Here is a 19855-nt window from a genome sequence, read left to right as displayed (position 1 = left end):
CCTCGACGGTAGGGGCGTTCGGATACCCGCACAAATGCAACCTTCGCATCCTTGGCATGCGCTGAACGCACTCGTGGATCGGGTCGCTCAGTCCTCGATCGTCCGCCGCGTCGAGCGGCTGCGACCGCGCAGCTCCGCCACGACCGTGCCGTCGGCTCGGCGCACCGACACGTCGTAGAGCCCCGAGCGTCCGCGCAGGGCGCGCTCCTCGGCCGTCGCGACGAGCTCGTCGCCGAGCCTCGCCGACTCCAGGAAGGTGATGTCGAAGCCGGCGGCGACGGTGACGGTCCCGCGGGAGTTGCAGGCCGCCGCGAACGCCGAGTCGGCCAGCGAGGCGATCAGCCCACCGTGGGCGAGGCCCCAGCCGTTGACCATGTCCTCGCGCACGGTCATCGTCACGACCGCCCTGCCGGGCGCCACCTCGAGCAGCCGCATGCCGAGCGCCCCGCTCGCCGCGTCGCCGGACCACATGCGGGCGACGCTGCGCTCCGCGAGCTCCTGGTCGGCCGGGGTCACCACGCGTAGAAGCCCTGTCCCGTCTTGCGACCCAGGTGTCCGGCGGCCACGAGGTCGCGCAGCACCTGCGGCGGCTCGAAGCGGGGGCCCAGCTCTCGGCTGAGGTGCTCCGCGATGGCCAGGCGCACGTCGAGCCCGACGATGTCGGTCGTCCGCAGTGGCCCGACCGGGTGCCGGTAGCCCAGGGTCATGGCGGTGTCGATGTCGGCCGCGCTGGCGACGCCGTCCTCGAGCATCCGCATCGCCTCCAGCGCGATCGCGACGCCGAGGCGGCTGCTGGCGAAGCCGGGCGAGTCGGTGACGGTGACTGCGGTCTTGCCGAGGCCCTCGACCCAGCCCTGCGCCTCGGTGACGAGGTCGGGTGCGGTGCGGCTGCCGACGACGATCTCGACGAGGTCGCTGGCCGGCACCGGGTTGAAGAAGTGCAGGCCGAGGAAGCGCTCGGGCCGGGCCAGGCCCTCGGCGAGGCCGTCGATCGACAGCGAGCTGGTGTTGCTCGCGACGACCGCGTCGGGGGCAGCGGCCTCGATCGCCTGCAGGACACGGGTCTTGAGCGCCACGTCCTCGGGCACGGCCTCCACCACGAGCGCGCACCCGGCGAACGCGGACGCGTCCGTCGCGACGCTCAGCCGGGAGGCGACGGCGTCGACGGGCTCCGACAGGCCGCCCCGCTCCTGCGCCCGTGCCAGGCTCGTGGCCACCCGCTCGCGCGCCGCCGAGGCGGTGGTCTCGTCGGTCTCGACGACGGTGACCTCGGCGCCGGCGACCAGGAACGCGTGCGCGATCCCGGCCCCCATCCGGCCGCCGCCGTGCACGCCGACCCGCTGCGGGACTGTCATCGCTTCTTCTCCTTGCGCTCGAGGAACGCGGTCATCCGGTCCTGCTTGTCCTGGGTCTCGAAGAGCACCGCCTGCGCGAGGTCGTCGATGACCGGGTGCGCCTCGCGGGGTGCGTGGAACACCGTCTTCGTCAGCCGTACGGCGAGCGGCGCCTGGCGCGCGATCCGGTCGGCCCACCGGTGGCCGGCGGCCAGCAGGTCGTCGGGCTCCACCACCTCGTTGAGCAGCCGTACGGCGTGAGCCTCGGCGGCGTCCAGCACGCGGCCGGCGAGCAGCACCTCCTTGGCGAGGGGCTCCCCCACCAGCTCGGCCAGGCGCCAGCTGGCTCCGGCCGCGGCGAGGATCCCCAGGCCGGGCTCGGGGTTGCCGATCTTGGTGGTGGGCGTGCCCAGGCGGAAGTCGCAGGCGTAGGCCAGCTCCGCGCCACCACCGAGCGCGTAGCCCTCGACCAGCGCGATCACCGGCATCGGCAGCCGTCGCACCCGGTCGAAGATGCCGGAGTTGATGCCGCGCAGGGCGTCGTCGCGGCGGCGTTCGCGCAGCTGGCCGATGTCGGCGCCGGCCGCGAACGTGCCGCCCTCGCCGCCCAGCAGCGCCACCCGAGGGTGCCGCTCGAGCAGCGCGCACGCGTCGTGCAGGGCATCGACCATCTCCTGGTCGATGGCGTTGCGTGCCTCGGGGCGGTTGAGCCGCAGGACGACCCGGTCGTCGGACTCCTCGACGAGCAGGACGCTCATGCGTCGAAGTCGACGGTGAGCACGTCGCTCACCGGGTAGGACTGGCAGGTGAGCACGAAGCCCGCCTCGACCTCCGCCTTCTCCAGCGCGTAGTTGCGACGCATGTCGACCTCTCCCTCCCGCACGAGCGCGCGGCAAGTGCCGCACACGCCACCCTTGCAGGCGAACGGCAGGTCCGAGCGGGTGGCCTGGGCGCCGTCGAGGATCGCCTGGCCGCGCGGCATCGGCGCCGTGGCCGACAGCCCGTCGAGCACCACGGTCACGTCGCTGGTCTCGCCGTCGGCGACGGCGATCTCGCGGACCAGCTCGGGCGGCGGCTCGTCGACGTAGAAGAGCTCGAAGTGCACCCGCTCCTCCGGGACGCCCAGCTCGGCCAGCACCTCACGCGCGTCGTTGATCATCGCGAACGGCCCGCACAGCCAGACGTGGTCCATCGCGCGCACGGGCACGAGCACCGACAGCAGCCGGCGCAGCCGGTCGGCGTCGAGGCGACCGGAGAACAGCTCGGCGTCGCGCGGCTCGCGGCTGAGCACGTGGGAGAGCCGGAAGCGCTGCCCGTGTCGGTTCTTCAGGTCGCCGAGCTCCTCGGCGAACATCACGGAGCCGCTGGTGCGGTTGCCGTAGAGCAGGGTCACCTCGGCTTCGGGGTGGCCGGCCAGGACCGTGCTCGCGATCGAGAGCATCGGCGTGATGCCGGAGCCGGCGGCGATGCAGAGGTGGCGCCCACCCTCGGCCGGGTCGGCGCGGAAGCTGCCGGTCGGCGTCTGCACCTCGACCTCGTCGCCCGGGCGCACCCCGCGCACCAGCCACGAGGAGAAGAGGCCGTCGGGGATCTCGCGCACCCCGACCCGCGGGAGGTCGCCCACGGGGGCGCAGATCGAGTAGGTGCGGCGGTGCTCCTGGCCCTCGATCGTGCGCCGCAGCGTCAGCGACTGACCGGCCGCGAAGGCGAAGGCCTCGCGCAGATCCTCAGGCACGTCGAAGGTGACGGCGGCGGAGTCGTCGGTCAGCCGCTCGACCGCGGCGACGGTGAGCGTGTGGAAGACCGGCTGCACCCGGCCCACGCGGGCGGGGGCCTTGGCGGCGAGGGACATCAGATCTCCTTGACGTGCTCGAACGGCTCGAGGCAGGCCGTGCAGCGGTAGAGCGCCTTGCAGGCCGTCGCCCCGAACTCCGACGTCAGCTCGACCTCGGCCGCGCCGCAGCGCGGGCAGTGCAGGGCGCGGCGGGTGGGCAACAGGTTGAGCACGACCGGGCCGGCGCGGTGGTCTGCGGGACCCGGGGGCGAGATGCCGTGCTCGGCGAGCGCCGCGCGCCCGCGCTCGGTGATCCAGTCGCTGGACCACGCGGGCTCCAGCTCCACGCGCACCCGCACGTCGTCGTAGCCGGCGTCGCGCAGCCGGTGCACGAGGTCGTCGCGCATCGTCGCCATGGCGGGGCAGCCGGAGTAGGTCGGGGTGATCGCCACGATCACCGCGCCGCCCTCCTCCGTGACCTCGCGCAGCACGCCCAGGTCCTCGAGCGTCAGCATGGGCATCTCCGGGTCGGTGACCGTCCGCGCGACGTCGTACGCCGTCAGCGCCTGCGTCATCGTGCTCACCACTGGCCCTTCACCACTGGCCCATCGGGTGGGCGCGGGCGGTGACCTGCATCTCGGCGAGCATCCGGCCGAGCGCCTCGGTGTGCAGGCCGTCGCGGCCGGTGCGGCCGCGCACGCCGGCCAGCGCCCGCCGGTCGGGGCGCTCCACGGCGCTCATCGCGAGCACCTGCTCGAGCACGACCTCGACCTCCGCGGCGACGTCGGCGGGGCGGACGCCCACCCCGGCCGTCGCGACCTCGTCCTCGACCGCGTGGGTGGCGAGCAGCTCGGGATAGAGCGGCCACAGGTCCTCGAGCGCCGCGACCAGGCGGCGGCGCGACTCGTCGGTGCCCTGCGCGAGCGTGAGGAACCAGCGTCCGGCGTAGTCGCGGTGGTAGGCCAGCTCCTTGACACCCTTGGCTGCGACCGCGGCTAGCACCCGGTCGCGGCTCTCGCGCAGCCGCTCCATCAGCGCCAGGCGCACCGTCGCGAAGAGCAGGATCCGGCACACCACGTGGGCGAAGTCGCCGTTGTCGACCTCGGCCAGCCGCACGTTGCGGAAGTCGCCGGCCTCGCGGAAGAACGCGAGCGCGTCCTCGGGCGGCACCGGCGAGCCCTCCGGCAGCGCGGGCACGACGGTCGGGTCGGCGGCCGCGGCGCGCGCCAGCAGCAGCCGCGCCTGGCCGAGGAGGTCGAGCGCGATGTTGGCCAGCGCGATGTCCTCCTCCAGGTCCGGGGCGTTGCTGCACCACTCCGACACCCGGTGCGACAGCACGAGCGCGTCGTCGGCGAGCATCACGCAGTACGTCGCCAGCGCGTCGGGCGCGACGCCCTCGGGCATGGTCGTGTCGACGCCGGCCAGCGGGTCCTCGAAGTCGGTGCCGAAGGCCCACTGCGAGTCGTCGGAGCCGAGCAGGCCGTCGAAGACCGAGCCGTGCGCGTCGTTGGGGTCCGGGGTGGAGTGCGACATGTCAGTCCGTTCCTACATGTGGGGGACGTCGTCGGGGATGGCGTAGAAGGTCGGGTGGCGGTAGACCTTGTCGCCGCTGGGCGCGAAGAACGGGTCCTTCTCGTCGGGGCTGGAGGCGGTGATCGCCTCGGCGCGCACCACCCAGATGCTCACGCCCTCGTTGCGCCGCGTGTAGACGTCACGGGCGTGGCGCACGGCCATCTCGTCGTCGGCTGCGTGCAGCGAGCCGACGTGCACGTGGTTGAGGCCGCGCTTGCCGCGCACGAACACCTCGTAGAGCGGCCACTCGGCCTGGGGCTCCTCGCTCATGCGGACAGCTCCTTCGCGGCGAAGGCCGTGGCGGCCTCCCGCACCCACGCGCCGTCCTCGTGGGCCCGCTTGCGGTGCGCGATGCGCTGGCGGTTGCAGGGCCCGTCGCCCTTGACCACCTGCATGAACTCGTCCCAGTCGGGCGTGCCGAAGTCGTAGTGTCCGCGCTCCTCGTTCCACCGCAGGTCGGGGTCGGGGAACGTGACGCCGAGCGCCTCGGCCTGCGGCATGCTCATGTCGACGAAGCGCTGGCGCAGCTCGTCGTTGGTGTTGCGCTTGATGCCCCAGGCCATCGACTGCGCGGAGTTGGGCGACTCGGCGTCGGGCGGGCCGAACATCATCAGCGCCGGCCACCAGAAGCGGTCGACCGACTCCTGGACCATCGCGCGCTGCTCGTCGGTGCCGCGCATCATCGTCATCAGCAGCTCGTAGCCCTGCCGCTGGTGGAAGGACTCCTCCTTGCAGATGCGGATCATCGCGCGGCCGTAGGGCCCGAATGACGTGCGGCACAGCGGCACCTGGTTGCAGATCGCGGCGCCGTCGACGAGCCAGCCGATCGTGCCGACGTCGGCGTAGCTCAGCGTCGGGTAGTTGAAGATCGACGAGTACTTCTGGCGACCCTGGATGAGCATGTCGGTCAGCTCGCCCCGGGAGACGCCGAGCGTCTCGCACGCGGAGTAGAGGTAGAGCCCGTGGCCGGCCTCGTCCTGCACCTTGGCCAGCAGGATCGCCTTGCGGCGCAGCGACGGCGCGCGCGTGATCCACGCCCCCTCGGGCTGCATCCCGATGATCTCGGAGTGGGCGTGCTGGGCGACCTGCCGCACGAGGGTCTTGCGGTAGCCCTCGGGCATCCAGTCGCGCGGCTCGATGCGGTCGTTGTGGGCGATGGTCGTCTCGAAGGCCTGCTCGAGCTCGTGGTCCGTGAGCGTCATGGACGCCTCCTCACCTATTTACTGACCGATCGGTCTGTAATACTCTGACACACGATCCGACCCCGCGCAACGAGATGGAGACCCCCGTGTCGAGACTTCTGGAGAGCTACGCCGCCGGCCGCTGGCACCGCGCGAGCGACGAGGGCAACGCCCTGCTCGACGCCGCCACCGGCGATGAGGTCGCGCGGATCTCCGCGACCGGGCTCGACCTGGGCGAGATGACCGCCCACGCCCGCACCGTCGGCGGACCCGCCCTGCGCGCGCTGACCTTCCACGAGCGGGCCGCCCTGCTCAAGCAGCTGGCCAAGCACCTGATGGCCGGCAAGGACGAGCTCTACAACCTCTCCTTCCGCACCGGCGCCACCCGCCGCGACTCGGCGGTCGACATCGACGGCGGCATCGGCACGCTCTTCAGCTTCGCCAGCAAGGGCACGCGCGAGCTCCCCCACGACATCGTCGCGCTCGACGGCGGCCTCGAGCGTCTCGGCAAGGCCGGCACCTTCGTCGGCCAGCACCTCTACACCTCGCGGCCCGGGGTCGCGGTGCAGATCAACGCCTTCAACTTCCCCGTCTGGGGCATGCTCGAGAAGCTCGCGCCCGCATTCCTCGCGGGCCTGCCGACGATCGTCAAGCCCGGCAGCCAGACCGCCTACCTCACCGAGCTCGCCGTACGCCGGATCGTCGAGTCGGGCATCCTGCCGGAGGGCACGCTCCAGCTGCTCTGCGGCAGCGCCTCGGGCCTGCTCGACGAGCTGACCGTGCAGGACTCGGTCGCGTTCACCGGCTCGGCCCACACCGCCGGCATGCTGCGCAACCACACCAACGTGCTCCACGGCGGCGTCCAGCTCGGCGTCGAGGCCGACTCGCTCAACTGCTCGATCCTGGGCCCGGACGTCTCGGTCGACGACCCGGAGTTCGAGCTGTTCGTGAAGGGCGTCGTCGCGGAGATGACGGTCAAGGCCGGGCAGAAGTGCACCGCGATCCGGCGCGCGATCGTGCCCGAGGCGATCGCGGACGCGGTCGTCGACGCGATCTCTGCGCGGCTGGCCAAGGTCACCGTCGGCAACCCCGCCCACGACGACGTCCGCATGGGCGCGCTGGCCTCGCTCGGCCAGCGCGACGACGTACGCAAGGCCGTGCAGCAGCTGCGCTCCTCCGCCGAGGTCGTCTTCGGCGACCCCGACCACGTCGAGGTCGTCGACGCCGACGCCGAGCGCGGCGCGTTCATGTCGCCGGTCCTGCTGCGCGCCCAGAAGGGCGCGGTCGAGGCCCACGACGTCGAGCCGTTCGGCCCGGTCAGCACCGTGCTCACCTACGACTCCGTCGAGGAGGCCGTCGAGCTCGCCGCGCGCGGCAAGGGCTCCCTGGTCGGCTCGCTCGTCACCCACGACCCCGCCGTCGCCCGCACCGTCGTGCTCGGCGTCGCGCCGTGGCACGGCCGGGTCCTGGTCCTCGACCGCGACGACGCCGGCGAGTCCACGGGCCACGGCTCGCCGCTGCCCGTGCTCGTGCACGGCGGCCCCGGTCGCGCCGGCGGTGGCGAGGAGCTCGGTGGCGTCCGCGCCGTCCTGCACCACATGCAGCGCACCGCCGTGCAGGCCTCCCCCGACATGATGACCGCGATCACCGGCCGCTGGACGACGGGCTCGGCGCGCACCGCGAGCGACGTGCACCCGTTCCGCAAGAGCCTGGCCACGTTGGCGATCGGCGACACCATCGCCTCGGAGGCACGCACGGTGACGCTCGAGGACATCGAGCACTTCGCCGACTTCACCGGCGACACGTTCTACGCCCACACCGACGAGGCCGCCGCCAAGGACAACCCGCTCTTCGGCGGCATCGTCGCCCACGGCTACCTCGTGGTCTCGCTCGCCGCGGGCCTGTTCGTCGACCCCGACCCGGGCCCGGTCCTGGCCAACTTCGGCGTCGACCACCTGCGGTTCCTGACTCCCGTCAAGGCCGGCGACTCGATCGCGGTCACGCTGACGGTCAAGCAGATCACCCCGCGGTCCGGTGCCGACTACGGCGAGGTGCGCTGGGATGCTGTGGTCACCAACGCCGACGGCGACCCTGTCGCCACCTACGACGTGCTCACGCTCGTCGCGAAGGAGTGGGACCGCTGATGCACCGACTGACCGTGCAGTACTTCGACCCGGCCGACGGCGACGCGTTCCTGGCCGCCTACCGCGAGCGGCACGTCCCGCTCGTGCAGGCCATCCCCGGCCTCGAGCGCTTCACCCTGACCACCCCGCGCGGTGACGGTGCGCCGTACCTCGTCGCGGAGCTGTGGTTCGCCGACAGGGACGCGATGAAGGCGGGCCTGTCCTCCCCGCAGAACGACGCGGCGGCCGCCGACGCGGAGACCTACGACGTCGCGCGCAAGGTGATGTTCACCGGCGAGGTCGAGGAGATCCAGCAAGCCGGGGGTTGAGGAAGGACGAAGTCCTGTCTCGAAACCACCCTCCCGGAGCTAGCGCTTCGGGCGCTGGTCGACGATCCGGCGCATCTTGCCCACGGACCGTTCGATCCCGCCGGGCTCGCGCACCTCGACGGCGATGCTGACGCCGATCGTGCTCTTCACCAGCTGCCGCAGGCGACGCCCGGCCTCCTCCGCGGCGGGGGTCGCGACGCCCTCGCGGTGCTCGACGAGCACCGTCATCTCGTCGAGCGTCCCGCTGCGAGAGAGCACGCACTGGAAGTGTGGTGAGAGCTCCGGCGTACCGAGCAGCAGCTCCTCCACCTGCGTCGGGAACAGGTTCACGCCGCGCAGGATGATCATGTCGTCGGTGCGTCCGGTGATCTTCTCCATCCGCCGCATCGTGCGCGCGGTGCCGGGCAGCAGCCGGGTGAGGTCGCGGGTGCGGTAGCGGATCACCGGCATCGCCTGCTTGGTGAGCGAGGTGAAGACCAGCTCGCCCCTCTCCCCGTCGGGCAGGACCGCGCCGGTCACCGGGTCGATGACCTCGGGGTAGAAGTGGTCCTCCCAGACGTGCAGGCCGTCCTTCGTCTCGACGACCTCGGACGCGACCCCGGGACCGATCACCTCCGAGAGCCCGTAGATGTCGACCGCGTCGATGCCGAGGATGCTCTCCACCTCGAGCCGCATCTCGTTGGTCCAGGGCTCGGCACCGAAGATCCCGACCTCCAGCGAGGTCGAGCGCGGGTCGACGCCCTGGCGGCGCATCTCGTCGACGATCGCCAGCATGTACGACGGCGTCACCATGATCACGCGCGGCTCGAAGTCGAGGATCAGCTGGACCTGGCGCTCGGTCATGCCGCCGGAGACGGGCACGACGGTGCAGCCGAGCTTCTCGGCGCCGTAGTGCGCGCCGAGTCCGCCGGTGAACAGCCCGTAGCCATAAGCGTTGTGCAGGACGTCGCCCGGGCGCCCGCCGCCGGCGCGGATGCTGCGCGCCATGACCGCGGCCCACATGTCGACGTCCTCGGCGGTGTAGCCGACGACGGTCGGCTTGCCTGTCGTGCCGGACGAGGCGTGCACGCGCACGACCTCCGTGCGCGGCACCGCGAACATGCCGAAGGGGTAGTTGTCGCGCAGGTCGGCCTTGGTCGTGAACGGCAGCCGCGCCAGGTCGGCCAGCTCCCGGACGTCGTCGGGGTGCACCCCGGCCGCCTCCCAGGCCCGCCGGTAGTGCGGCACGTGCTCGTACGCACGGCGCAGCGTGTCCTGCAGTCGCGCGAGCTGCAGCGCCCGCAGCTCGTCCACCGATGCGGTCTCGATCGGCTCCAGCTCGTGCATCCCGGCCATGCCTCTCAGTTCAACACATCTGGGTGGTGTCCGGTGGTTGAGGAGGTCGCGCAGCGACCATCTCGAAACCACGACCCCCAGGACAGGGGTTTCGAGACAAGCGCTGCGCGCCTTCCTCAACCACCGAAGACGCTCACAGCCTCGCGATCGCGCTGGCGGGATCCTCGATCGCGTCGGCGACGCTGCGCATGAAGCCGGCCGCCGTACCGCCGTCGCACACGCGGTGGTCGAAGACGAAGGACATCTGGGTGATCTTGCGGACCACGATCTCGCCGTCGACCACCCACGGACGGTCGATGATCCGCCCGAGGCCGAGGATCGCGACCTGGGGGTGGTTGATGATTGCGGCGCTGCCGTCGACGTTGAATCCGCCGTAGTTGTTGAGCGTGAACGTCCCGCCGGCCATCTCCTCGGCCGTGGCCCGACCCTCGCGAGCCCGCGCCGTGAGGTCGCGGATCGCGGCGTCGAGACCGGAGGTGGTCATCGACTCCGCGCCGAGCACGGCCGGCACCACCAGTCCCCGCTCCGACTGCACCGCGATGCCGAGGCCGACGGTGTCGCTGAGCACGATCTCCTCGCGCTCCACGTCGAGACGGGAGTTGAGGACGGGGTACTCCTTCAGCGCGGCCACCACGAATCGCGCCAGGTAGGCCAGGATCCCCGGCCCCGGGTCGGTAGCCGTGCGGCTGCCTTCCCGCAGCTCCCACAGGGGTGTCGCGTCGACGTCGACCCAGACGGTGGCCTCGGGGATCTCCGAGCGGCTGCGCGACAGCGCCGCCGACACGGCCTTGCGGAAGCCGTTGAGCGGGATCCGCTCGCCGCCCCCGCTGACCCGCCCGAGAGTTTCGGGCGCGTCGGCGGGGAGGGGCGCGGCGATCGCGCGCTCGACGTCGGCGCGCACGATGATCCCGCCGTAGCCGGTCGGCGTCAGCGCGTGCAGGTCGACCCCCGCCTCTGCGGCGATCCGGCGCACGAGCGGGGAGACCACGCGCGGCGGGCGACGGCGGCCGCTGGGCGGCGGCGAGGCCACCGGCGCGGCGGCAGCAGGAGCCGTCACCGCGCGCGGACGGCGGCGCCGGCGCGAGCCGCCGGCCTCCGGCGTGCCGTAGCCGATGAGCACGTTGCCCGAGCCGGCCTTCTCCTCCTCGCGGTAGAGCTCCGCCTCGTCCGTGGGCCCGGTCGCGACCTCCACGGTGATGAGCGGCGTGCCGACGTCGAGGGTCTCGCCCTCGGCGCCGTGCAGGACCGCCACGCGTCCGGCGTACGGCGAGGGCACCTCGACCAGCGACTTCGCGGTCTCCACCTCGGCGATCGGCTGATCGACGGTCACGTCGTCGCCGACGGCCACGAGCCAGCGCACGACCTCCGCCTCGGTGAGGCCCTCGCCGAGGTCGGGCAGGAGGAAGACCTGGCCGGTCTCGGTCGCGGTGGTCACGAGTCCTCCCACTGGAGGTCGTCGACGGCGTCGAGGATCCGGTCGACGCCGGGCAGCTGGAAGTGCTCCAGCTTGGGCGGGGGGAAGGGGATGTCGAAGCCGGTGACGCGCCTGATCGGTGCGGCGAGCGAGTGGAAGCAGCGCTCGGTGACGCGGGCGACGATCTCCGAGGAGACGCTGGCGAACCCGACGGCCTCGGCCACGACGACCGCGCGGCCGGTGGAGCGCACGGCGTCGCACACGGTGGCGTCGTCGAACGGCACGATCGAGCGGACGTCGACGACCTGGAGGCTGCGGCCGTCCTGGGCCGCCACCTCCGCGGCCTCGAGCGCGGTCGGCACCGAGGGCCCGTAGGCGATCAGCGTGGCGTCGGTGCCCTCGCGGACGACGGCGGCCCTGCCGATGCCCGGCACGGGCGCGGCGAGGTCGACCTCCTCCTTGGACCAGTAGAGCTTCTTGGGCTCGAGGAAGACGACGGGGTCGGGCGAGGCGATCGCCTCGCGCAGCAGGCCGTAGGCGTCGGCGGCGTTGGCCGGCGCCAGCACGTGCAGGCCCGGCGTGTGCGCGTAGTAGGACTCCGAGGAGTCGCAGTGGTGCTCGACGCCGCCGATCCCGCCGGCGTACGGCACCCGGATCACCATCGGCACCGTGACGGCGCCGCGGGTGCGGTTGCGCAGCTTGGCCACGTGGCTGACGACCTGCTCGAACGCCGGGTAGGCGAACGCGTCGAACTGCATCTCGACCACCGGGCGCATGCCGTTCATCGCCATGCCGACGGCGAGCCCGACGATGCCGGACTCCGCGAGCGGGGTGTCGAAGCAGCGCTCCTCGCCGAACTCCGCGGTCAGCCCGTCGGTGATCCGGAAGACGCCGCCCAGCGGGCCGACGTCCTCGCCGAACATCAGGACGGTGGGGTCCTCGGCCATCGCGTCGCGCAGCGCCCGGTTGAGCGCCTGCGCCATCGTCAGCTTCTCGTGGGTCATGACGCGTCCTCTCGGGACAGCTCGTCGGCGACCAGCGCGGCCTGCTCCTCGAGCTGCGGGGTACGGCGGGCGTAGACGAAGTCGAACAGGTCGTCGGGGTTGGGCTCGACGTCGCGGTTGAGCCCCTCGCGCACGTGCGCGGCCACGCGGTCGGCCTCGGCGGCGTACGCCGTCACCTGGTCGTCGCCCAGCACCCCGCGCCCGCGGAGGTAGGCCTCCGCGCGCATGAGCGGGTCGCGCTCGACCCAGGCCGCGACCTCGTCGTCCTGGCGGTAGCGGGTCGCGTCATCGGCGTTGGTGTGCGCCTGCATCCGGTAGGTGTGGGCCTCGACCAGCTGCGGGCCCTCGCCTGCGCGGGCCTTGGCGACCGCGCCGCCGAGCACGGCGAGCAGGGCGGCGACGTCGTTGCCGTCGACGCGCTCCCCCGGCACGCCGTAGCCGACGCCCTTGTGGGCCAGCGAGGGTGCGACGGACTGGCGCGCGAGCGGCACCGAGATCGCGTACTCGTTGTTCTGCACGAAGAACACCACCGGCACGCCGAAGACCGCCGCGAAGTTGAGCGCCTCGTGGAAGTCGCCCTCGCTGGTCGCGCCGTCCCCGCAGAGCGCCATCACGACGGTGGGCTCGCCGCGCAGCTTGGCGGCGTAGCCGACGCCCACCGCGTGCAGCAGCTGGGTGGCGAGCGGGGTGGCCTGAGGGCCGACCTTGGTGCGGTAGGGGTCGTAGCCGGAGTGCCAGTCGCCCTTGAGCAGCACTAGCACCTCGACCGGGTCGACGCCCCTGGTGACGGCCGCGACGGTGTCGCGGTAGGTCGGGAAGAGCCAGTCGTCGGCGCCGAGCACCTGAGCCGCGGCGACCTGGCAGGCCTCCTGGCCGTGCGAGGACGGGTAGACCGCGAGGCGGCCCTGGCGCACCAGCGCGTAGGCCTGGTCGTTGAGGCGACGGGCCGCGACCAGCGCGCCGTACGCCGCCAGCATGGTGTCGTCGTCGGGGACCTCGGCCAGGCCCGTCGGGACGCCCGAGGGGTCGATCAGCATCACCGGCTCGGCGGACGGGAGCAGTGCTTCCGGATCGCGTGTCATGACGCGATCCTGCTGTCACGGCCGATCAGACGCCACTGTCGTGCGAGATGCAAGACTATGTCTCACCGAACGGCACTTTCGGGTGCCATACGTCCAACTCAGCCGCGAGTCGGGCAGACAGGACGAGACACGTGGCCAGCCCCCTCGACGACACCGACCGACGGATCCTCGACGCCCTCACCCGCGACGGCCGGATGTCGATGCGCACGCTCGCGGAGACCCTGCACATCTCGCGGGCCAACGCCTACGCGCGGGTCGAGCGCCTCCAGTCCTCCGGGGTGATCCGCGGCTACCGCGCCGACGTCGACCCGGTGCTCAGCGGCCTGGGCACCTCGGCCTACGTCACCCTCAACGTCCGCCAGGCCGACTGGCGCAGCATCCGCGAGCATCTCCAGACCCTGCCCGGCGTCGAGCACATCGCGCTGGTGGGCGGGGAGTTCGACGTCGTCCTGCTCGTCCGCGCCGCCGACAACGCCGACCTGCGCCGCGTGGTCCTCGACCAGATCCAGGGCATGGCCGGCGTCATCTCCACCCGCACCCTCCTGGTCTTCGAGGAGCCCGAGCCCCGCCCCAGCCAGTGACACCTCTAGGGGTGGTACGCGATCAGCCCACCGGTTGGCATACTCGGAGTATGCGATCAGCCAGGAGAGTCGGTCGGGCCTGGCCCGGCGTCGTCGACGAGACGCTCGAGGTGGGCGGCCGCGCCGTCCGCATCCTGCGGGCACCGGCCCAGAAGGGCGCCGCCCACGGGACGCCCCAGCTGCTCGTCCACGGCCTCGGCGGCTCCTCGGTCACCTGGGTCGAGGTCATGCCCGGACTGAGCGCCACCGGCCCCGTCGTCGCGGTCGACCTGCCCGGCTTCGGCCAGACGCAGGCCCAGGAGGACGACGCGCTGACCGTCGACTCCTACGTCGCCTTCGTGATCCAGGTCGCCGACGCCCTCGGCTGGACCCGCTTCGACCTCCACGGCAACTCCATGGGCGGCCTGATCGCCACCCTCCTCGCCGCTCAGCAGCCGGAGCGCGTCGAGCGCCTGGTGCTGGTCTCCCCCGCCCTGCCGCCGTCCCACCCGCTCCGCCTGCTGGTCCCGGCGCGCGCCACCTTCGACGGCATGGCGCCGATCGTGCTCTCGTCGATCAGCGCCACCGCCCTCGGGTTGGTCGGCGCGGGAGCCGGCTCGGACGAGCGCCGCAACCGGCACCTGCTGCGGCTGATCTTCACCGACCCGGACGGCGTACGCCCCGAGCTGATCGACCTGATGGCGCAGGAGTTCGCGGACCCCGACGACGACCTCGCCGCCGGCCGCCGCAAGGCGCTGCGCACCGCCCTGCTGTCGATCGCTGCCCTGTGGACCAACCCGCGCCGCGTCCTGCGCGCCATCGCCGCCGTCGAGGCGCCCACCCTCATCCTGGGCGGCACCGCCGACGCACTGGTGCCTGCCAAGGTCCTGCGCCAGGTGCTCAAGTCCCGGCCCGACTGGCAGGGTCACGTGCTCGACGACCGCCGGCACGCGCTGATGATGGAGAGCCCGGAGGAGTACCTCGACCTCGTCGAGGGCTGGGGCGCCCACCTGCGCGCCGCGGTGTAGCCAGCCCTGCGCGGAGTCGATCGCCGTGGCATCGCGACCGGTTCCCCGCGGGTCTCTGAGCCCCAGTGCCGCAACAGGTTCCGACGTGCCTCAGGCCGGCGGGGGGACCTCCGCGAAGTACCAGTCGTAGTCGTCGTCGTAGGCCGTGCTGCTGTCGACGTCCTCGGCGACCAAGGTGTCCTCGGTGTTGAACGCCATCGTTGACCCGTCGCCGCTCAGGACGAGCTGTGACGCAGTGTGCGCGAACCCCAGCTCCTCCACCGTCTGGAGCACCTGGCTGTCCGACCAGTACAACGATGATCGCCAGAGCTCGTCACCGGCCGGCTCCCGGTAGGTGACGCCGGCGACACTCCCGTCGGCGGACAGCGACACCGCGAGGTACCCGTTGTTGTCCCCGATCGGCACCTGCTCCGCACCGGTCCCGGCGCGCCACAGGTGCAGCTCGTTCATGGCACCGGCAGCCCCCGGTGTCCGGCTGAACGCCACGGTCCGCGCGTCCCTACTCGTCGAGAGGACCCTCACGTCGTCGGTGGCGGCACCGCCCCCGGCGATGCGCATCGACCCGACGCCGCGCTCCCACACGTACACCGCGGCCTCGGTCGCGCCGTCGACGACGTCTCCGTCCCGCGTCACCAGCTGCGTCCGACCGTCGTAGACCACCCGAGAACCGTCATCGCTGACACCTCGAGGAGCACACCACTCGCACGGTGGAGCGATCTCGGTGGTCGAGCCTGTCTCCAGATCTCGCAGCAGGAGCCGTCCGCCGCTCTCGTCGACGAGCACGGCGAGCCAGCGGCCGTTGTCGCTCACCTTGAACGCCTGGTAGTGACAGGCGCCCCCCAGGTCGATCCAGGCCGTCGCCTTGGTCGCTCGGTCCCAGCGGTACATGTACCCCTGCGGGTCGGGGCAGTCGACCTGGGACTGGGGGACGACGTTCTTCCTCGAGTACTGCGGGTACATGACCGCCTTGGCGTCCGACGTCATGTCGTTGGTGAAGCAGATGGCGTCGTCGCCCACGGAGGTCGTCACGTTCGTCGCTCGCACCGTCGTTCGGCCGTAGCAGTTGTAGTCGTGGAGGAGTACCTGGCCGGTCTCGTCGAGCTCGGCGTCCAGCGACTGCCCTCGGCCACTGGGCCCGAGCTGCACACTTCCGTCCAAGCCCGGACAGTCCCCCACCTTGGTGTGTGCGAAGTCGCCGGACGCCAGTGGCTGCGTCCAGTTCCGGAACAGCACGTCCACCTTCAGAGCGAGCGAGGCATGGATGGACAGGTCGCCGCAGAACGGGCTCGTCAGCGGTGCCGTCAGGTGTGGACCGATCTTCCCCTCGATCCCGGCCACGCCGGCCACCATCAGGCTCGCGTTGAGGTACAGGCCGGCGTCGAGGGTGGCCTCGGCCGCCCCGGACAGCACCGGCGCCGGCACCGTGAGGTGGTTCTTCGCCTGCGTCGTCGACAGGGTGAGCGTGGGCCTGAAGGTCAACGTGGCGTCGACGGATGCGTCGATCGTGACGGTCGCCTCCGGCTTCAGCTCCAACACCAAGGGGGTCGACCCGAGCGGGAGGAACAAGCCCTTCCCCAGCGACGGGGTGCACGTGAGGTTCCCCGACACCTTCGCCTCGAGTGTGAACGTCGGCTTGGCTGTCACCGACACCTCCACCGAAGGCGTCCCCGACCCGGTCCACTTGATGTCTGCGCGACCCGAGATGTCCGAGAAGTCCGCCGTCGCCGAGAAGGTCGCACCGCTGCTCGCGGTGCACCCGAACGGCAGCTTCGCCTTGTCGGCGTACCCGACGTCTCCGGAGTACCGGGGACCCACGGCACTGCCTTCGACGACCCACGCCCGGTCGAAGGTCTTGTAGGCCTCGTCGATCGTCGCCCGAGGACCCGTCACCTTGCAGTAGGACCCCGAGATGTCGGTCTGCACGACCGTGTTGCGCTGCATCAACCCGTACGGCGCGCCCGCGAAAGGACGCACCAACGTCGAGCCAGGCTGTCCGCCCGACAGCTGGAAACCGAAGTAGTCGCACTGGTTCTGCCCGGCGACCGGCGTACCCGAGACCTGGGCTGAGCCGATGCGCCACCGCGCACCGGCCTTCGCACCACGAGCCGTCGGCGCTGTGCCTACCGTCAACGTCACGGTCCCGTCGCCGTTGTCGACCACCGATCTCACCAGGTCGGGCGACGGCTCGACCGTGTCCGAGTTCGGAGCCACCCCGGTGGCCGTTCCCTCCGCGTCCGGGAGAGCGACGCTGACGTTCACCGGCGCGCCACGGTTTCCGGCCGCATCGAAGGTCACGAACGAGTAGGAGTACGCCTGGCCGCTCGTCAGGCCGGCGTCGGTGTAGTCGGCGGCCGACGGCGCAGCCGTGAACACGAGCACGCCTCCACCCACCCCGGGCGCGACATCGCCGTCCGAGCGCCTGATCTCGACGCCGGCCAGGTCCGCGTCATCGGGAGGGGTCCAGACGAAGGCGATCGTGGACGACGTCGGGTCGACGTCCAGCCCGGTGACAGCGCCCGGGCCGGTCGTGTCCGGTGCGCCCAGCGTGGTCGCCGATGCCGATGCCGGCGCAGAGAGCCGCCCGGCGCTGTCGCGGACGAAGACGCTGTAGCTGTACGTCGTCGAGGACGAGACGGTGGCGTCCACGTGCCCGGCCGCCGTGCCGGGCAGGTTCGCCACCAAGGCGCCCGGGTTCGCTGCGGTGGGTGCCACGCGCCCGACGGCCCTCCGGACGGTGATGCCCACCGGCCGGGGGGTGGGGACGTGCCACGACAGGCTCACCGACGAAGCCGAGACGACGGTCACGAGGCCGGTCACGGGTGCGGGAGCGGGGGCAGACGCACACGAGACGGTCATCTGTCGGCGGGCACGGTCCAGGCGCGCCCGAGCCGCCACCGCGACCCGCTGGGCCTTGCGCAGCCGCACCTTCGCCGGACGGGTGGGCCGGCCGGAGCGCACCGCACGCTTCAGAGCCGCCCGCGCTCGCTTCACCTGCTTCTTCGCAGAACGCAGCGACACTGCGGCCGCCTGCACCGCGGCCTCCGCGTCCGCGCAGGTGAGCCTCGCACCCGCGCGACCTGGCATCTCGCCGGATCGTGGAGCGGCGTCCGCCACAGCTCCCAGCGACGTGACGAGGAGCAGGGCAACCAGCGCGCTCGCAACTGCAACTTTCCGACCCATGAAGCTGGCGTCCGTTCCTCAGCACTGTCGACGTGGTGCGCCCGACGATAGGCGAGTCCCGGGCCCCACCTCAGGCAAACGAGCCAAGACGCCCTCGTCTCCTGGGCAACCGCCCTCAGGCCTCTGTCGATGTCTCGGCCAGAGCCCGAGGGCATCGCTGCGACGACGTCCCCGTGGTCTGGAGTGAGGACTTCGTCCTCCTCGACCGTCGGGCGGCGCCTGGCTGACTAGGCTCCCCCCATGCCGGCGCCGCCTCCGTTCAGTCCGACGATCGCACTGCTGGCGGTGGCTCGGACGTGGGAGGCGGCGTTCGCGGAGGCGCTGAAGCCACTGGGGCTGACGATCCGCAAGTACGGGCTGCTGGGGCACGTCCGGAGGACGCCGGGGATCTCGTTCAGCGAGCTGGCGCGCCGGTCCCACATCACCGTCCAGAGCGCCCACACGGCGGTCGCGGCGCTCACCGCCGCCGGTCTGGTCGGCGACGGCACCGCGCACGCCGGGGCCGCCTCGACGCTGCAGGTGACGGCCGCGGGCGAGGCGCTGCTCGGCGAGGTGACCGCCGTGCTGGGTCGGCTCGATGCCCAGCTGGCGGCGGCCCACCCGGAGCTCATCGGCGCCCTTCGCGCGTCGTTGCCGCCGACCGTTGGTGGAGGCGGAGCCACCTTCAGTTAACCTGAAGGCATGGAAGCCTTCCTCCTCTCGGTCCACGTCGTGGCCGCGATCCTGCTGGTGGGGCCCGTCGCAGTGACGACCAGCCTGTTCCCGCGCTACGCCCCGCGGACCGTCCCACCCTCGCCCGACGTGGGCGTCCGGAGCCTCGACGTCGCGCGGATGCTGCACCGCGTCACTCGCGTGTACGGCGGTCTGGCCCTGGTGGTGCCGGTCGTCGGCCTCGTCCTGGCCACCGTCCAGGGGCGCACGACCGAGATCTGGATCCTGGTCGCGATGGGCCTGACCGCGGTCGCCGGGGCGCTGCTCGTCCTTCGGATCACCCCGCTCCAGCAGGAGGCTCTCGACCATCCCGACGACGGTGGCCGGCTGCGCCGGCTGTCGATGCTCGCGGGGATCTTCAACCTGCTCTGGGCGGTCGTCGTCGTGCTCATGATCGTGCGACCCGGGTCGGACTACTCGTGAGGCCGCTTCTCCGCACGCTGAGCATCCTGTCGCTGCTGGAGCTCGTCAGCGTCGTGGCGCTGCTGGTCAACCTGGCCACCGTGCACGACGACCGCGTCGCGAGCGCGCTCGGCCCGACGCACGGCGCCCTCTACCTCGCGGTCGCCGTCACGGCCCTGTTCGGCCGCGGACTGGCCACGCGGACGCGCGTCTACGCCGTGCTGCCGCTCCTGAGCGGCCCGCTGACGCTGCTCCAGGTGAGGAAGGAGGCGGGGCGATGAGCCTGCGGCACTACCTCCGCCGACCGTCGACGGTCTCCGCCGAGGAGGCGATCCGGCTCGTCGCCGAGGGCGCGACCCCTAGTCGAAGATGACGTCGCGCCCCTCGGCGCGGAGCACCGCCAGGCCGTCGAGCATGCCCTGGAGCACCTCCGGCGGGTGCCCCTCCCAGTCTTCGACCTCGCCGACGACCCGTAGCGGCTCGTGGGTCCGGTAGGAGCGGGTCGGGTTGCCGGGGAACTTCTTGTCGGTCACGTTGGGGTCGTCCTTGAACGGCCCGGCCGGCTCGACGACGTAGACGTGTCCCCGCTCGTCGCTGCCGGCCAGCGCGGTCGCCAGCTCGGCGCCCCACACCGCGGTCTCGAGGACCGAGGTGAAGTAGACGTGGCGGAGCACCCGCCCCTCCTGGAAGTTCGAGCCGTAGCCCGGCACCAGCTCGTCGCCCACCTGGAGCGCGACCTTGGTCCCGTGGAAGAACGGTCCGGTGACGTGCTCGTAGCGCTCGAAGCTGACCGGCCCCTCGGGGCCCGTGGTGTCGTCCATGGTGC

21 protein-coding genes are annotated in these 19855 nt (G+C 72.1%); 7 read left to right on the top strand and 14 right to left on the bottom strand.

What is annotated here, in order from left to right; genetic code table 11:
• Positions 1–87: 87 nt before the first annotated feature.
• From paaI to paaA, 8 genes are read right to left on the bottom strand one after another with little or no spacing between them, the layout of a single operon-like run.
• Positions 88–519 (bottom strand): hydroxyphenylacetyl-CoA thioesterase PaaI, encoded by a 432-nt coding sequence (gene paaI, locus E4622_RS00210; protein WP_245155818.1) that lies wholly within the window; start codon positions 517–519, stop codon positions 88–90.
• Positions 513–1355 (bottom strand): 3-hydroxyacyl-CoA dehydrogenase family protein, encoded by an 843-nt coding sequence (locus tag E4622_RS00205; protein WP_134738087.1) that lies wholly within the window; start codon positions 1353–1355, stop codon positions 513–515. Before E4622_RS00205 ends, paaI begins: the two co-directional genes overlap by 7 nt.
• The gene (locus E4622_RS00200) at positions 1352–2092 is read right to left on the bottom strand and encodes an enoyl-CoA hydratase/isomerase family protein (protein ID WP_134738086.1); all 741 of its coding nucleotides are present in this window, start codon (positions 2090–2092) and stop codon (positions 1352–1354) included. Before E4622_RS00200 ends, E4622_RS00205 begins: the two co-directional genes overlap by 4 nt.
• Positions 2089–3186: a 1,2-phenylacetyl-CoA epoxidase subunit PaaE gene (paaE, locus tag E4622_RS00195; protein ID WP_134738085.1), complete on the bottom strand. Its 1098-nt coding sequence runs from the start codon at positions 3184–3186 to the stop codon at positions 2089–2091. Before paaE ends, E4622_RS00200 begins: the two co-directional genes overlap by 4 nt.
• Complete coding sequence (paaD, locus tag E4622_RS00190; protein ID WP_134738231.1) at positions 3186–3683, bottom strand: 1,2-phenylacetyl-CoA epoxidase subunit PaaD; 498 nt, start codon at positions 3681–3683, stop codon at positions 3186–3188. The genes paaE and paaD overlap by 1 nt, the downstream gene beginning before the upstream one ends.
• Before the next feature lie 19 nt (positions 3684–3702).
• Entirely contained in the window at positions 3703–4641 is a 939-nt protein-coding gene (gene paaC / locus E4622_RS00185) for a 1,2-phenylacetyl-CoA epoxidase subunit PaaC (protein WP_134738084.1), read from the bottom strand.
• Positions 4642–4653: 12 nt separating this feature from the next.
• The gene (gene paaB / locus E4622_RS00180; RefSeq protein ID WP_134738083.1) at positions 4654–4950 is read right to left on the bottom strand and encodes a 1,2-phenylacetyl-CoA epoxidase subunit PaaB; all 297 of its coding nucleotides are present in this window, start codon (positions 4948–4950) and stop codon (positions 4654–4656) included.
• Complete coding sequence (gene paaA, locus E4622_RS00175; protein WP_134738082.1) at positions 4947–5882, bottom strand: 1,2-phenylacetyl-CoA epoxidase subunit PaaA; 936 nt, start codon at positions 5880–5882, stop codon at positions 4947–4949. The genes paaB and paaA overlap by 4 nt, the downstream gene beginning before the upstream one ends.
• Positions 5883–5968: 86 nt before the next feature.
• On the opposite strand from paaA, the gene paaZ reads away from it, so the two are divergent.
• On the top strand, positions 5969–8005 hold the full coding sequence (paaZ, locus tag E4622_RS00170) for a phenylacetic acid degradation bifunctional protein PaaZ (RefSeq protein ID WP_134738081.1): 2037 nt from the start codon (positions 5969–5971) through the stop codon (positions 8003–8005).
• Positions 8005–8313 (top strand): EthD family reductase, encoded by a 309-nt coding sequence (locus E4622_RS00165; RefSeq protein ID WP_134738080.1) that lies wholly within the window; start codon positions 8005–8007, stop codon positions 8311–8313. The genes paaZ and E4622_RS00165 overlap by 1 nt, the downstream gene beginning before the upstream one ends.
• Before the next feature lie 39 nt (positions 8314–8352).
• Here E4622_RS00165 and paaK read toward each other — a convergent pair whose 3' ends face one another.
• The 4 genes from paaK to E4622_RS00145 all read right to left on the bottom strand — a co-directional run bounded on the left by paaK (position 8353) and on the right by E4622_RS00145 (position 13148).
• The gene (gene paaK / locus E4622_RS00160; protein ID WP_134738079.1) at positions 8353–9648 is read right to left on the bottom strand and encodes a phenylacetate--CoA ligase PaaK; all 1296 of its coding nucleotides are present in this window, start codon (positions 9646–9648) and stop codon (positions 8353–8355) included.
• Positions 9649–9781: 133 nt separating this feature from the next.
• Positions 9782–11083 (bottom strand): dihydrolipoamide acetyltransferase family protein, encoded by a 1302-nt coding sequence (locus tag E4622_RS00155; RefSeq protein WP_134738078.1) that lies wholly within the window; start codon positions 11081–11083, stop codon positions 9782–9784.
• Positions 11080–12066: an alpha-ketoacid dehydrogenase subunit beta gene (locus E4622_RS00150; RefSeq protein WP_134738077.1), complete on the bottom strand. Its 987-nt coding sequence runs from the start codon at positions 12064–12066 to the stop codon at positions 11080–11082. The genes E4622_RS00155 and E4622_RS00150 overlap by 4 nt, the downstream gene beginning before the upstream one ends.
• Positions 12063–13148 (bottom strand): thiamine pyrophosphate-dependent enzyme, encoded by a 1086-nt coding sequence (locus E4622_RS00145; RefSeq protein WP_134738076.1) that lies wholly within the window; start codon positions 13146–13148, stop codon positions 12063–12065. Before E4622_RS00145 ends, E4622_RS00150 begins: the two co-directional genes overlap by 4 nt.
• Before the next feature lie 131 nt (positions 13149–13279).
• Between E4622_RS00145 and E4622_RS00140 the strand changes: the two genes are divergently transcribed.
• A complete protein-coding gene (locus E4622_RS00140; protein ID WP_245155817.1) occupies positions 13280–13729 on the top strand; it encodes an Lrp/AsnC family transcriptional regulator in 450 nt (149 codons plus the stop codon).
• A gap of 50 nt (positions 13730–13779) precedes the next feature.
• Positions 13780–14736: an alpha/beta fold hydrolase gene (locus tag E4622_RS00135; protein ID WP_134738074.1), complete on the top strand. Its 957-nt coding sequence runs from the start codon at positions 13780–13782 to the stop codon at positions 14734–14736.
• 90 nt (positions 14737–14826) lie between these two features.
• Here the strand turns inward: E4622_RS00135 and E4622_RS00130 are convergent, their stop codons facing one another.
• Positions 14827–17031 carry a hypothetical protein gene (locus E4622_RS00130; RefSeq protein WP_134738073.1) on the bottom strand — a complete coding sequence of 735 codons (2205 nt, stop codon included), beginning with the start codon at positions 17029–17031 and terminating at the stop codon, positions 14827–14829.
• Positions 17032–18156: 1125 nt separating this feature from the next.
• Here E4622_RS00130 and E4622_RS00125 point away from each other — a divergent pair.
• From E4622_RS00125 to E4622_RS00115, 3 genes are read left to right on the top strand one after another with little or no spacing between them, the layout of a single operon-like run.
• Positions 18157–18588, top strand: coding sequence for a MarR family transcriptional regulator (locus E4622_RS00125; protein WP_134738072.1), 432 nt, complete (start codon positions 18157–18159; stop codon positions 18586–18588).
• Between the two features lie 9 nt (positions 18589–18597).
• On the top strand, positions 18598–19050 hold the full coding sequence (locus E4622_RS00120) for a hypothetical protein (RefSeq protein WP_134738071.1): 453 nt from the start codon (positions 18598–18600) through the stop codon (positions 19048–19050).
• Positions 19047–19310, top strand: coding sequence for a hypothetical protein (locus E4622_RS00115; RefSeq protein WP_134738070.1), 264 nt, complete (start codon positions 19047–19049; stop codon positions 19308–19310). The genes E4622_RS00120 and E4622_RS00115 overlap by 4 nt, the downstream gene beginning before the upstream one ends.
• Before the next feature lie 78 nt (positions 19311–19388).
• On the opposite strand, the gene arr is transcribed toward E4622_RS00115, so the two are convergent.
• Positions 19389–19850 carry an NAD(+)--rifampin ADP-ribosyltransferase gene (gene arr, locus E4622_RS00105; protein ID WP_134738069.1) on the bottom strand — a complete coding sequence of 154 codons (462 nt, stop codon included), beginning with the start codon at positions 19848–19850 and terminating at the stop codon, positions 19389–19391.
• Between the last annotated feature and the right edge of the window lie 5 nt (positions 19851–19855).

It is taken from the genome of Nocardioides sp. 503, assembly GCF_004522095.1.
In the GTDB taxonomy this organism is placed as follows: domain Bacteria; phylum Actinomycetota; class Actinomycetes; order Propionibacteriales; family Nocardioidaceae; genus Nocardioides.
The sequence above is the reverse complement of the archived record's forward strand: the minus strand, read 5'-3'. Positions and strand labels throughout refer to the sequence as shown.

Bases quoted from the DNA above. Each gene is read 5' to 3' on its own strand.
- E4622_RS00205 (WP_134738087.1), bottom strand. From the start codon at position 1,355: ATGACAGTCCCGCAGCGGGTCGGCGTGCACGGCGGCGGCCGGATGGGG.
- E4622_RS00200 (WP_134738086.1), bottom strand. From the start codon at position 2,092: ATGAGCGTCCTGCTCGTCGAGGAGTCCGACGACCGGGTCGTCCTGCGG.
- paaE (WP_134738085.1), bottom strand. From the start codon at position 3,186: ATGTCCCTCGCCGCCAAGGCCCCCGCCCGCGTGGGCCGGGTGCAGCCG.
- paaD (WP_134738231.1), bottom strand. From the start codon at position 3,683: ATGACGCAGGCGCTGACGGCGTACGACGTCGCGCGGACGGTCACCGAC.
- paaC (WP_134738084.1), bottom strand. From the start codon at position 4,641: ATGTCGCACTCCACCCCGGACCCCAACGACGCGCACGGCTCGGTCTTC.
- paaB (WP_134738083.1), bottom strand. From the start codon at position 4,950: ATGAGCGAGGAGCCCCAGGCCGAGTGGCCGCTCTACGAGGTGTTCGTG.
- paaA (WP_134738082.1), bottom strand. From the start codon at position 5,882: ATGACGCTCACGGACCACGAGCTCGAGCAGGCCTTCGAGACGACCATC.
- E4622_RS00165 (WP_134738080.1), top strand. From the start codon at position 8,005: ATGCACCGACTGACCGTGCAGTACTTCGACCCGGCCGACGGCGACGCG.
- paaK (WP_134738079.1), bottom strand. From the start codon at position 9,648: ATGGCCGGGATGCACGAGCTGGAGCCGATCGAGACCGCATCGGTGGAC.
- E4622_RS00150 (WP_134738077.1), bottom strand. From the start codon at position 12,066: ATGACCCACGAGAAGCTGACGATGGCGCAGGCGCTCAACCGGGCGCTG.
- E4622_RS00145 (WP_134738076.1), bottom strand. From the start codon at position 13,148: ATGACACGCGATCCGGAAGCACTGCTCCCGTCCGCCGAGCCGGTGATG.
- E4622_RS00135 (WP_134738074.1), top strand. From the start codon at position 13,780: ATGCGATCAGCCAGGAGAGTCGGTCGGGCCTGGCCCGGCGTCGTCGAC.
- E4622_RS00125 (WP_134738072.1), top strand. From the start codon at position 18,157: ATGCCGGCGCCGCCTCCGTTCAGTCCGACGATCGCACTGCTGGCGGTG.
- E4622_RS00120 (WP_134738071.1), top strand. From the start codon at position 18,598: ATGGAAGCCTTCCTCCTCTCGGTCCACGTCGTGGCCGCGATCCTGCTG.
- arr (WP_134738069.1), bottom strand. From the start codon at position 19,850: ATGGACGACACCACGGGCCCCGAGGGGCCGGTCAGCTTCGAGCGCTAC.